At 53.2% G+C, this 12,595-nt stretch carries 8 protein-coding genes, 1 tRNA gene and 3 rRNA genes; 7 read left to right on the top strand and 5 right to left on the bottom strand.

All coding sequences use genetic code 11. The features are described from left to right. Positions 1-8 precede the first annotated feature (8 nt). On the bottom strand, positions 9-1,028 hold the full coding sequence (locus tag KO087_RS07135) for a PTS sugar transporter subunit IIC (protein WP_215508588.1): 1,020 nt from the start codon (positions 1,026-1,028) through the stop codon (positions 9-11). Beyond that, the gene (locus KO087_RS07130) at positions 1,028-1,594 is read right to left on the bottom strand and encodes a chromate transporter (RefSeq protein WP_215508587.1); all 567 of its coding nucleotides are present in this window, start codon (positions 1,592-1,594) and stop codon (positions 1,028-1,030) included. Before KO087_RS07130 ends, KO087_RS07135 begins: the two co-directional genes overlap by 1 nt. 65 nt (positions 1,595-1,659) lie before the next feature. Here KO087_RS07130 and proC point away from each other — a divergent pair, with 65 nt between their 5' ends. Further along, positions 1,660-2,415: a pyrroline-5-carboxylate reductase gene (gene proC, locus KO087_RS07125; protein WP_215508586.1), complete on the top strand. Its 756-nt coding sequence runs from the start codon at positions 1,660-1,662 to the stop codon at positions 2,413-2,415. Between the two features lie 82 nt (positions 2,416-2,497). Continuing rightward, positions 2,498-3,841 (top strand): MATE family efflux transporter, encoded by a 1,344-nt coding sequence (locus KO087_RS07120; RefSeq protein WP_215508585.1) that lies wholly within the window; start codon positions 2,498-2,500, stop codon positions 3,839-3,841. 42 nt (positions 3,842-3,883) lie between these two features. Here KO087_RS07120 and KO087_RS07115 read toward each other — a convergent pair whose 3' ends face one another. From KO087_RS07115 to KO087_RS07105, 3 genes are read right to left on the bottom strand one after another with little or no spacing between them, the layout of a single operon-like run. Next, positions 3,884-4,435 (bottom strand): hypothetical protein, encoded by a 552-nt coding sequence (locus KO087_RS07115; protein WP_215508584.1) that lies wholly within the window; start codon positions 4,433-4,435, stop codon positions 3,884-3,886. Continuing rightward, entirely contained in the window at positions 4,432-5,181 is a 750-nt protein-coding gene (locus KO087_RS07110) for a CPBP family glutamic-type intramembrane protease (protein ID WP_215508583.1), read from the bottom strand. Before KO087_RS07110 ends, KO087_RS07115 begins: the two co-directional genes overlap by 4 nt. Continuing rightward, positions 5,178-5,954, bottom strand: coding sequence for an IclR family transcriptional regulator (locus tag KO087_RS07105; protein ID WP_215508582.1), 777 nt, complete (start codon positions 5,952-5,954; stop codon positions 5,178-5,180). Before KO087_RS07105 ends, KO087_RS07110 begins: the two co-directional genes overlap by 4 nt. 101 nt (positions 5,955-6,055) lie before the next feature. On the opposite strand from KO087_RS07105, the gene KO087_RS07100 reads away from it, so the two are divergent. From KO087_RS07100 to rrf, 5 genes are all read left to right on the top strand, one after another. Then, entirely contained in the window at positions 6,056-7,216 is a 1,161-nt protein-coding gene (locus KO087_RS07100) for an aminotransferase class I/II-fold pyridoxal phosphate-dependent enzyme (RefSeq protein WP_215508581.1), read from the top strand. A 583-nt stretch (positions 7,217-7,799) separates the two neighbouring features. Beyond that, positions 7,800-9,327: ribosomal RNA gene (locus KO087_RS07095) — 16S ribosomal RNA — on the top strand. Positions 9,328-9,399: 72 nt separating this feature from the next. Beyond that, positions 9,400-9,475 (top strand) — tRNA-Ala (locus KO087_RS07090). Positions 9,476-9,597: 122 nt separating this feature from the next. Further along, positions 9,598-12,455 (top strand): 23S ribosomal RNA (locus KO087_RS07085). Between the two features lie 25 nt (positions 12,456-12,480). Then, positions 12,481-12,595, top strand: a 5S ribosomal RNA gene (gene rrf / locus KO087_RS07080); the annotation flags it as partial.

Genomic DNA, 12,595 nt, shown 5'->3' with positions numbered 1-12,595 from the left:
GCCATCTCCTAAATATCCAGTCGCATGTCTCCGTCGGCGATCCAGCCCCGCTTTTTCATGGCGCGGTAGACGATGTAGCTGATGAGGGCGGGAAGGATGACGTGGAGCATGACGATGATGAGGATGAGCTTCGCAAAGGGCATGGCCCCTTCCATGGCTTGAATGGTGCCGATTTGTCCCACGAGGCCGCTGGTGCCCATGCCGCTTCCCAGGGGCGTGTTTTCCAGTTTAAAGACCACGGTGGAAAGGGGCGCGATCACGGCGCCGGCCACGGTGGGCGGAATCCAAATTCTGGGGTTTTTCACGATGTTGGGCATTTGAAGCATGCTTGTCCCGAGGCCTTGGGCGAAGAGGCCGTCGAAGCCGTTGTCCTTAAAGGAGATGACGGCAAAGCCGATCATTTGCGCCGAGCAGCCGATGGTGGCCGCTCCGCCGGCGAGGCCCGCCAGGGAAAGCATCATGCAAATGGCGGCGCTCGAAATGGGCAGGGTGAGGGCGATGCCTACGATGGTGGCGACCAGAATCCCCATGACGAAGGGTTGTTGTTCCGTGGCGGCCATAATGAGTTTGCCCACGCTTTCCATAAGCCATTGGATGGAAGGGCCCACCAAGACGGCGATCAATGTCCCGGTGAGGACGGTTACCGCCGGGGTGACGAGAATGTCCACCCGGGTTTCCTTACTGATGAGCTTGCCCGCTTCCGCCGCCACAATGGCCGCGATGTAGACGGCCACCGGGCCGCCGATTTTGTAGCTCGCCGCCCCCACGACAGAGGAGGCGAAGAGCACCAAGGGCGGCGCATCCAATGCAAAGGCGATGGACATGGCGATGGCGGGGCCTGTGGCCGCCTGGGCCATGGGCCAAAGGGTCTCCGTTAAAAAGGGAATGTTCAGCTGGGTGCCGATGGTGTTTAAAATGGTGCCGATCAGCAACGTGGCGAAGAGGCCGTAGGCCATGGCGCCCAAGGCGTCGATGCCGTAGGTCTTTAAATTCGGGTGCACGTTTTTCTTGTGCAAAAACTCTTTCATCAGTGTCCTTCTTTCGTGTAATCTTCAAATTTCGTGATGCAAATGCCGCTGAAACCTAAAAGCAAAATAATCAGTGCCGTGTTAATATCCGTAAACATCCCCAGGGCCGTGGCCACGAGAATCATCAACACGGAAAAGCCCCGGTCGTCCTTTATGGCCCGCTTGCCCATGCGGTAGGTGGTGAGAAAGAGTACGGCGGAAATAATGCCGCTGATCCCTACCAAAGCCGCGTTCACGTAAAAATTCGAGCGGAATTGGCGGTAGGCCATATTAATGGAGAGAATAATCACCAAACAGGGCAGTACGCTTGCGATGAGACACACCGCCGCCCCCGCCGGTCCCCGCAATTTGTATCCCGTTAAGAGGGAGGCGGAGATGGCCATGGCGCCGGGCCCCGACTGAGCCAGAGCCACAATGTCCAACATATCGTCTTCGCTGATTAAAGGCTGGTGCTCTACAAACTCGTCCCGAATAATGGGCACGATGGTGTAGCCGCCGCCGAATGTAAAGGTATTGATCTTTAGAAAAGTAAAAAATAATTTTTTCATAGAAATCGTCTTATCCATGCATGACCTCCTGTTCAATAGTATACTGTAAGGAGAATAGTGCTTCAAGAAAGGAAGGGATGCAAATGAACATCGGCATCATCGGTCTCGGCAACATGGGCCGCGCCCTTTACGATGTGTTTTTAAAAGAAGGTCACGATCTTTTCGTCGGCTGTCCCCGCGAAAAGGACATCGCCACCTTCCAAACCCGGGACAACAGCGCCGTCGTGGATCATTCCGACATTTTGTTTATCGCCACCAAGCCCTACATGGTGGAGGCGGTGATGAAAGAGATCGCGCCGAAGGTGGAAGGGCAGATCATCGTGTCCATGGCCGCAGGGGTGAGCCTTAACAGGCTTCAAAAAATGGCGCCTACGGAAAAAATCATCCGCATCTTGCCCAACACCCCCGTCGCCGTGGGACGCGGCGTCATCGCCTACACCCCGGGCTACGCCATGAGCGACGAGGAAAAAGCATCCTTTGAAGCGCTTTTAAAGGGCGCGGGAGACATCGTCGAGGTGGACGAAAAAGATCTGGACATCGTCACCGCCTTAACCGGCGCCACCCCGGCCTTTGTGGCCATGGCAATCGAAGGCTTCGTCGACGGCGCCTGCGCCTGCGGCATGAAGCGGGATTTGGCCTACACCTTGGCGGCGAAAGCCGTGGCGGGCACCTGCGATCTTATGACGGAAAAGGACTTGCATCCCGGTCAGCTGAAAGACGGAGTCACCTCTCCTGCCGGTGCCACCATCGAAGGGGTTATGGTTTTGGAATCCATGGCCATGCGCTACGCCTTTGCCCAATCCATTATTAAAACCGTAGAAAAGGGAAAGAAGCTGTAAAATTCAGCCGTTTCTGTGGGAATATTCCCCGGCTTGTGTTAAGATAGGTCATCGTGTCATTGAGAAAAGAAAGGGAGGGACTATGAAGCGAGAAAATGTCAATCTAACCGAAGGCGTCATTTGGAAACGACTCCTTACCTTCACGCTGCCCCTTCTGCTCTCCGCTTTACTGCAGCAGCTCTATAATACGGTGGACCTTTTAATCGTCGGCCGCTTCGCCGGAAAAATCGACATGGCCGCCATCGGCGCATCCGGCGCCATCACCGTCCTCGTCGTCGCCCTGTTTATGGGCCTTTCCACCGGGACGTCCGTCTTGGTGGCCCAATACTACGGCGCGAAAGATCGGGCCAATCTGGGAAAAGTGGTACATACCAATTCCGCCATCGCCCTTTACGGCGGCTTGGCCCTTACTATAATTACCGTCGCCTTTACGCCGCAGTTTCTTGCCTGGATCGATACGCCGGCGGAAGTTATGGGCCCGGCCATTCGCTACATGCGCATTCTTTTTGCGGGGTTGATTCCCGTCATGGTCTATAATATGGGCTCGGCGGTCTTAAGAAGCGTCGGCGACAGCGTACGCCCCTTCAATTTCCTCGCCATTGCCGCAGGACTGAACATCCTTCTCGATTTGATTTTCGTCGGCGTGCTGAAAATGGGCGCCGTCGGGGCAGGGATCGCCACGGCCTTGGCCCAATCCGTCTCGGGCATCCTCGTTATGCTGAGCCTTTTAAAGACCACGGACATTTACCGCCTGCGTCTGAAGCGCATTCGCTTCCACAAGGCATCCTTGGAACGCATCGTGGCCATCGGCTTGCCCGCCGCCATCTCCGGGGGCCTCATCGCCTTATCCAATGTCATCATTCAGGCACAAATCAATGTTTTCGGTGCCCAGGCCATCGCCGGGGTGGCCGCGGCGAGCCGGGTCGACGGCTTTGTCTTCACATCCCTTGAGGCCTTCGCCCTGGCCATTACCACCTTCGTGGGGCAAAACATTGGCGCGAAACAGCACAAGCGTCTGAAATCCGGCATCGTCACCGCCCTGGCCATGACCCTCATCTTCGTGGCCTCCGTCTCCTCCATCCTCGTGATCTTCCGCACGCCCCTTATGAAAATTTTCACCATGGAAAAAGACGTCATCTTCTACGGGGCGAAAATGATCGTGATCTTGGCGCCCTTCTACGTGATCTTTTCCACGACGGAAGTCCTCTCCGGGGCCATTCGGGGAAGCGGCACCGCCGTGCCCATTATGGTCATCACCTTAATCGGCATGTTCATCATTCGCCTGAGCTGGATCTTTATCGCCATGCCCATGTACAAAACCATCGACATTATCTGCTGGAGCTACCCCATTAGCTGGGTCTTCACCTGGATTTTGACCATGATTTATTACTTCAAGGGCAAGTGGCGCGTGAACATGGATGCGTAGAAAGCAAAAAAATAAAAGGTTGTCGCAAATGCGGCAGCCTTTTTATTTTACCGTGCATAAATTTCCGTCACGATGGTAATTCAATTCGCTTCCGTCCAACAAGCCCTCCCACCAGGCGGCGATAAGAGCGTCGTAAAGACCGGCTTCGTCGTAGTATTCGCCGTGGACGTCTCGCGTGATGCGCCAGGCGACGCCTTCTTCCGCCTCTTCGGGCATGTGAACGCGGTCGCAGGGCATGCCGTTTAAAAAGCGGCGATCGTAGAGGATGAAGGCCTCATCGGCGCTTCCTGAAAAAGCTTCCTTCCTGCCGAAGTCTTTGACGGCATCCATTAGCCCGGCACGGTCCTTTTTCGCCAGGGCGCAGGCCGCAAAAGCCAAGCGCTTTTCCGCCAGCACCACACGCTCGGCGAGCCAGCCGTGAATGTTTCCCTCATCGATTACCGCTTCCAGGGGCTCTTTTTCGATGGCGGGGAAATTTTCCTCCAGAGCCCGGGCCGCGAATGGATCTTTTTCAGCCAGTGCGGTGGCCAAATCGTCGGTGTAGTGAATTTTATCGTACATTATTTGGTGAATCGGTGCTAAAAATAAACTCATAAATCCTCCTCGTCGGTTTCTTTTCTTCTATAATAAGGCCCCCGGGGTTTTGATGCGGTAACTTTCGTTACGAAGTAATAAAAGAGACAGCAGCCGCAGAAGAAAAGCAGGTGGTCCGCCGGAGAAAAGGCAGCGTGAAAAAACAGGGGCAGGGCATTATGTAGGCTGTGAAGAAAAATCGCCGTGGCGAGGCCGGAAAAATCGTAGATGCCGTCGATTAAAAGGCTTAGAGCGGCGGCGTGAATGATTTGTATGGCCCCGTAGCCCGACGTCGGGTGAAAGGGCACGTGCCAAATGCCCCAGAGCAGGCCCAAAAAGAGGGTGGGGAAGAAGCCCGAGCCCAATCGCTTCCGCAAGACCTCCCGCAGAAACACCTCCTCCGATGCCACGAAGATGAGGTTCACAAAGGCGTAGGAGAAAGCGGCCCTCGCAGATGCGTAAGAAAAGGTGCCGCGAAAGGCCAAGAGCCCGCCTTGAAGAAGGATGAGAAAGAAGATGGCGGGCAGATAAAGGGGTCGCTTCATTCGGGGCAGGCCATAGGCGAGGAGCAAAATCGAGGCGGCGAGGGCTGCAGGTGCTCCGTCGATGCCGAGAAGGGCAAGGGCGAGGGCGAAAAGAAAAAAGGCGAGGGCTGCGATTTTTATCGCCGGCCGCTTTTTTAATGCCCACAAAAGCCCGGGCACGAGCAGGGCCACGCTTTGCATCGTCGAAAAAACAACGGGCCCGAGAAAATAAAGAAAAATCACAGAGATAAAAGGGTCCCCAAGCCCGGTTCCGCCGCCAAAGCATCGGCCACATCGGCCAAGGCCTCTTCCAGTCTCTCCATGCCCTTGTGTTCCAAGCGGCTCGTGGGGCCGGAGAGGCTCACCCCGGCGATGAGCTTGCCGTTAAAATACACGCCCTTGGCCATGCAGGTCAGGCCGTATTCATACTCTTCCCGGTCGTGGGCCGTGCCCGTTTCCACCACCTCACGCAAATCCGCGGCAAGGGCCTCCTTCGTCGTCAGCGTGGAAATGGTGCGGGGGGCGAGTTCGTGGCGAGCGAGGTAGCGATCCAAAGCCTCTTCTTCGTACTCGGCGAGAAAAATCTTGCCGATGGCGGAGCAATACAGGGGCGCCACGGGAATTAAGTGGCGCATAATATAGAAATCTTCCCCGGCCACCGTGTCCAAAACCACGATGGTGTCGTCGGCGCAAATCCCCAGATTCAAACTTTCCCCCATGGTGGCCACGGCCCGCTCCATAATGGGCCGCGTCACCGTGGTGAAATCCCAACGATTGCGCACCTCGGCGTCGTAGGGAATAAAGCCCAGGCCCAATCGGTAGCGATCCTCCCTGTCCTTGGCCACGAAATGCTCCCGCTCCAAAGTGTAGAGAATTTTAAACACGCTGGCCTTGGGCAGATTCAGGCGATTTGCAATGTCGCCCGTGCCGTGGGCGCCGCCGTTTTCCAAGAGAAAACGCAAAATTTGCAGTGCCTTCTCCACCATGGGCACTGTATAGTCCGATTTTTTTGCCATTCCGCGAAGCCTCCTTTATAATAGAACCATTCCTAAACCGATCACAAAGATTCTTGCAATAATTTTAGTATAGCAGAAAACGAAGCCACAGAGGAGGAAGCATGAAGAAGCCCTTAATTTCGAAAAAATATGCAGCCCAAGGAAGCGGTGCTTTGGCGGCCGGCGCCGATTTAGCCAAAGCCCATCCCGATGTGGTGGACTTCACCTTAGGCGATCCCGACCTTACCACGCCTGTAGCCATCATCGATGCCGCCGCGGCAGATGCCCGCGCCGGCCACACCCACTACACCAATAGCCGAGGCGACGAAGCGCTCATCGCCGCCATTGTGGATTTTCAAAAAGAGGCATACGGCGTCGATCTTTCGCCTGACAATGTCTTCGTCACCACCTCCGCCTGCCACGGCATGTGGCTCGTCCTCGAAACCATGCTCGATGAAGGCGACGAAGTCATGATTATCGAGCCCTACTTCGCCCCCTACGCCGATCAGGTGAAAATGGCAGGGGGCGTGCCCGTGTTTATTCCCACCGATCCCGAGGCGGGCTTTCGCCCGAACATCGATGTGATTCGCGAAAAAGTCACGGACAAAACCAAGGCCCTTATCGTCAACACGCCAAACAATCCCTCGGGCCTGTGCTTGAAAAAAGAAGAGCTCGAAGCCCTGGGCCGCTTGGCGGAAGAAAAAGACTTCTATCTAATAGCCGACGATATTTACACCGCCTTTTCCTACGACGGGCCCTTTGTGCCCATGGCATCCTTGGATGCGTGCAAAGACCGCACCATTACCCTGCGCTCCTTCTCCAAAAACTTCGCCATGACCGGCTGGCGCATCGGCTACATCTTAGGGGAGAGAGACTTCATCGTCGCGGCGAAATCCGTGAACGAAAACAATGTCTACACCGCCCCGGCCATTTCCCAGCGCGCCGCCCTCTACGCCCTCACCCATCGCGAAGAAGTGCAGCCTGCGGTGGTGGAAGAATTTAAAAAGCGCACCTTCCACGCCTACGAACGGCTCAAACGCCTCAAAAACATTCGCATCGCCTACCCCACAGGCACCTTCTACCTCTTCGTGGACATTCGCCCCACGGGCCTCACCGAAGACGAGGTGTGGCAAAAGCTTATAGACGAAGCCCACGTCCTCACCGTGAAAGGCTCCGCCTTCGGCGAAAGCGGCCGCGGCTTCTTGCGCCTTGCCGTCACCGTCGGCGTGGATGAAATCGACAAAGCCTTCGACCGCATCGAAAAAATGGAAATCTTTCAATAAAAAGAAGCAATAAAAAAGACGCCCCTCCGAAGAGGGGCGTCTTTCGCTCTATTAAACAAAGGAGCACCATCAGACATAGATGAATGGATGTAGGATTCCCTACGCCTTTATTTTAGCAGAAAGAAAGCCCGATGTCACAATATTTACCAAGTATTTACTATTCAATTGAAATTATTCCCTGAAGAAAAGCAATTTGCCAGAGAAAATAGAAGCAAAATAACCCGAATGTTAGTATCGGAAAAACAAAAATCCCTGTTGACAGAAGCCGTCTTCGATGCTAATATACATTAGTCGCCTCGAAAGAGAGAAAGATGTCGAGAAAAAAGTTGAAAAACATCTTGACAGTGTAGATCTCGAGAGGTATGATATAAAAGTTGTCGCGCAAGGCGTGCGGAAAAGAATTTTTACAAAATGTTAAAAAGTTCTTGACAAAGCATTCCCTGCGAGATATACTAAATAAGCTGTTTCGAAAGACACAGCGCTGAACCAAGTTAATTAAATGGTATAAGAGATTAAACCATAACAATCTATAAGCTTAAAGCGGAACACAGTCAGTGGATCCGAGCTAAGCAAACTCAAAGTTTTTATTGAGAGTTTGATCCTGGCTCAGGACGAACGCTGGCGGCGCGCCTAACACATGCAAGTCGAGCGATGAAAGTCGTTCTGATCCTTCGGGTGACGAACTTCTGGATTAGCGGCGAACGGGTGAGTAACGCGTGAGGAACCTGCCTCTTACAACGGGATAGCCTCGGGAAACCGGGATTAATACCGTATAAGACTCCGACATCTCATGATGATGAAGTCAAAGCGTTAGCGGTAAGAGATGGCCTCGCGTCTGATTAGCTGGTTGGCGGGGTAACGGCCCACCAAGGCGACGATCAGTAACCGGCCTGAGAGGGTGAACGGTCACATTGGAACTGAGACACGGTCCAAACTCCTACGGGAGGCAGCAGTGGGGAATCTTGCACAATGGGGGCAACCCTGATGCAGCGACGCCGCGTGAGCGATGAAGGTTTTCGAATCGTAAAGCTCTGTCCTATGGGAAGATAATGACGGTACCATAGGAGGAAGCCCCGGCTAACTACGTGCCAGCAGCCGCGGTAATACGTAGGGGGCGAGCGTTGTCCGGAATTACTGGGCGTAAAGGGTTCGCAGGCGGCATGGCAAGTCCGATGTAAAAGGCGAAGGCTCAACCTTCGTAAGCATCGGAAACTGTCAAGCTTGAGTGAAGGAGAGGCAAGTGGAATTCCTAGTGTAGCGGTGGAATGCGTAGATATTAGGAGGAATACCGGTGGCGAAGGCGACTTGCTGGACTTCAACTGACGCTGAGGAACGAAAGCGTGGGTAGCAAACAGGATTAGATACCCTGGTAGTCCACGCCGTAAACGATGAGTGCTAGGTGTCGGGGGTCAAACCTCGGTGCCGCCGTTAACACAATAAGCACTCCGCCTGGGGAGTACGTGCGCAAGCATGAAACTCAAAGGAATTGACGGGGACCCGCACAAGCAGCGGAGCATGTGGTTTAATTCGAAGCAACGCGAAGAACCTTACCAGGACTTGAAATACTAGCGCCCGCTTTAGAGATAAAGTTTTTTCTTCGGAAACGCTAATACAGGTGGTGCATGGTTGTCGTCAGCTCGTGTCGTGAGATGTTGGGTTAAGTCCCGCAACGAGCGCAACCCTTACTTTTAGTTGCCAGCACGTAATGGTGGGAACTCTAAAGGGACTGCCGATGATAAATCGGAGGAAGGTGGGGATGACGTCAAATCATCATGCCCTTTATGTCCTGGGCTACACACGTGCTACAATGGTCGGTACAGAGGGCAGCGAACGAGCGATCGCAAGCGAATCTCAAAAAGCCGATCCCAGTTCGGATTGCAGGCTGCAACTCGCCTGCATGAAGTCGGAGTTGCTAGTAATCGCAGATCAGAATGCTGCGGTGAATGCGTTCCCGGGTCTTGTACACACCGCCCGTCACACCATGGGAGTTGGCAATACCCGAAGCCAGCGAGCCAACCGCAAGGAGGCAGCTGTCGAAGGTAGGGTTAATGACTGGGGTGAAGTCGTAACAAGGTAGCCGTATCGGAAGGTGCGGCTGGATCACCTCCTTTCTAAGGAAATGCGCACTCCCCTGCGGGGGAGAGCGAAAGATGGACAAATCTCTTATACCTTTAATTATATATGGGGGTGTAGCTCAGTTGGGAGAGCACCTGCCTTGCAAGCAGGGGGTCAGGAGTTCGAATCTCCTCATCTCCACCACCGCATCGTATGATGCGCATTGAACCAAGAAAATTGCATATACAATCAAAAAACGAGAACATCGTAAAAATCAAATCTTCAAATTTAAATTTAAGATTACAATTTCAACGAATAGATCGTAAGGTCAAGTTAGAAAGAGCATCCGGTGGATGCCTTGGCACCAAGAGCCGATGAAGGACGCGATAAGCTGCGAAAAGCTGTGGGGAGTGGCAAATACACATCGATCCACAGATATCCGAATGGGGAAACCCGCTGAGACAAACTCTCAGCATTCATGCGTAAATTCATAGCGTATGAAAGGAATACCGGGGGAACTGAAACATCTAAGTACCCCGAGGAAAAGAAAGAAACCTCGATACTCCAAGTAGCGGCGAGCGAACGGGGTAGAGCCCAACTTGAGATACGGCATATGTAGCGAGCAGAACGATTTGGAACAATCGACCATAGTGGGTAACAGTCCCGTATGCGAAGTGAAGGTATGCTACTCTAAACGAGTACCACAGGGCACGTGAAACCCGGTGGGAATATAGGGGGACCACCCCCTAAGGCTAAATACTCCTTGGTGACCGATAGTGCATAAGTACCGTGAGGGAAAGGTGAAAAGAACCCCGGGAGGGGAGTGAAATAGAATCTGAAACCGGATGTTTACAAGCAGCGAAAGTGGTTTCGTACCACGATCGTGTACTTTTTGTAGAACGGGCCAGCGAGTTATGATTTTCAGCAAGGTTAAGATGTTATGCATCGAAGCCGCAGCGAAAGCGAGTCTGAACAGGGCGAAGAGTTGTAGGTCATAGACCCGAAACCGCGTGATCTATCCATGGGCAGAGTGAAGTTGAAGTAAAATTCAATGGAGGCTCGAACCGGGTAACGTTTAAAAGTTATCGGATGACCTGTGGATAGGGGTGAAAAGCCAAACGAACGCGGAGATAGCTGGTTCTCCTCGAAATAGCTTTAGGGCTAGCCTGGAAGGCAATGTCTCGGGGGTAGAGCACTGAATGGTCAAGGGACTTTACCAAGTTACCGCGACCTATCAAACTCCGAATACCGAAGACAGTATCCTCCGGAGTCAGACTATGTGGGATGAGCTTCATAGTCGAAAGGGAAACAGCCCAGACCACCGGCTAAGGTCCCAAAATTCGTGTTAAGTGGAAAAGGATGTGGAGTTACTGAGACAACTAGGATGTTGGCTTAGAAGCAGCCATACATTGAAAGAGTGCGTAATAGCTCACTAGTCAAGTGACTCTGCGCCGAAGATAACCGGGGCTAAACACGATACCGAAGCCGTGGAATCCGTAAGGATTGGTAGAGGAGCATTGTGTACGCGACGAAGCAAAAACCGTAAGGTATTGTGGAGTGTACAGAAGAGAGAATGCTGGCATGAGTAGCGAGAGGTGAGTGAGAATCTCACCCGTCGAAAACCCAAGGTTTCCTGAGGAAGGCTCGTCCACTCAGGGTAAGTCGGGACCTAAGGCGAGGCCGAAAGGCGTAGTCGATGGACAACAGGTGGAGATTCCTGTACCGGCAAACGCAATGAAGATGTGGGGACGCAGAAGGATAAGCGTAGCGCCCGGTTGGTGAGGCGTGCAAGCACCAAGGATGAGAAGTAGGCAAATCCGCTTCTCGTGAAGTCTGACGTGTGATGCGGATCGAAAATAAGTAGAGAAGGAGCCGAATCCATACTGCCAAGAAAAGCCACTATTCGCGTATTGTCGCCCGTACCGTAAACCGACACAGGTAGGTGAGGAGAGAATCCTAAGACGAGCGGAAAAACCTTTGTTAAGGAACTCGGCAAAATGACCCCGTAACTTCGGGAGAAGGGGAGCCATGGAAACATGGCCGCAGTGAAAAGGCCCAAGCGACTGTTTACCAAAAACACAAGTCTCTGCGAAGTCGAAAGACGAAGTATAGGGGCTGACACCTGCCCGGTGCTGGAAGGTTAAGGGAAAAAGTTAGCGCAAGCGAAGCTTAGAACTGAAGCCCCAGTAAACGGCGGCCGTAACTATAACGGTCCTAAGGTAGCGAAATTCCTTGTCGGGTAAGTTCCGACCCGCACGAAAGGTGTAACGATTTGGGCACTGTCTCAACAAAGGATCCGGTGAAATTGTAGTAGCGGTAAAGATGCCGCTTACCCACGACAGGACGGAAAGACCCCATGGAGCTTTACTGCAGGCTGATATTGGATTTCGGAATGGACTGTACAGGATAGGTGGGAGACGAAGAACGAAGCACGCCAGTGTTTCGGGAGTCGCCCTTGGGATACCACTCTATTCATTCTGGAATTCTAACCTACTTCCGTGAATCCGGAAGAGGGACACTGTCAGTTGGGCAGTTTGACTGGGGCGGTCGCCTCCCAAAAAGTAACGGAGGCGTTCAAAGGTTTCCTCAGCACGGACGGAAATCGTGCGAAGAGTGCAAAGGCAAAAGGAAGCTTAACTGCGACACCGACAAGTGGAGCAGATGCGAAAGCAGGACTTAGTGATCCGGTGGTACCGCGTGGAAGGGCCATCGCTCAACGGATAAAAGCTACCCTGGGGATAACAGGCTTATCTCCCCCAAGAGTCCACATCGACGGGGAGGTTTGGCACCTCGATGTCGGCTCGTCTCATCCTGGGGCTGAAGCATGTCCCAAGGGTTGGGCTGTTCGCCCATTAAAGAGGCACGCGAGCTGGGTTCAGAACGTCGTGAGACAGTTCGGTCCCTATCCGTCGTGGGCGTAGGAAATTTGAGAGGATCTGTCCTTAGTACGAGAGGACCGGGATGGACAAACCGCTGGTGCATCAGTTGTCATGCCAATGGCATAGCTGAGTAGCTAAGTTTGGAAGGGATAAGCGCTGAAAGCATCTAAGCACGAAGCCCCCCTCGAGATGAGATTTCCCTCATATGATAAGACCCCTTGTAGCCTACGAGGTAGATAGGTCTCAGGTGGAAGTACAGCAATGTATGCAGCTAAGAGATACTAATCGGTCGAAGACTTGACCAAAGAGATTGTATATGCACTTGGTTCGTCCGGTGACGATAGCAAGAGGGACACACCTGTACCCATGCCGAACACAGAAGTTAAGCCTCTTAACGCCGATGGTACTTGGTTGGTAACGACCTGGGAGAGTAGGAAATTGCCGG

This window comes from Peptoniphilus rachelemmaiella, assembly GCF_943169845.1.
Taxonomy (GTDB): domain Bacteria; phylum Bacillota; class Clostridia; order Tissierellales; family Peptoniphilaceae; genus Aedoeadaptatus; species Aedoeadaptatus rachelemmaiella.
This window is presented reverse-complemented; position numbering and strand designations above follow the sequence as displayed.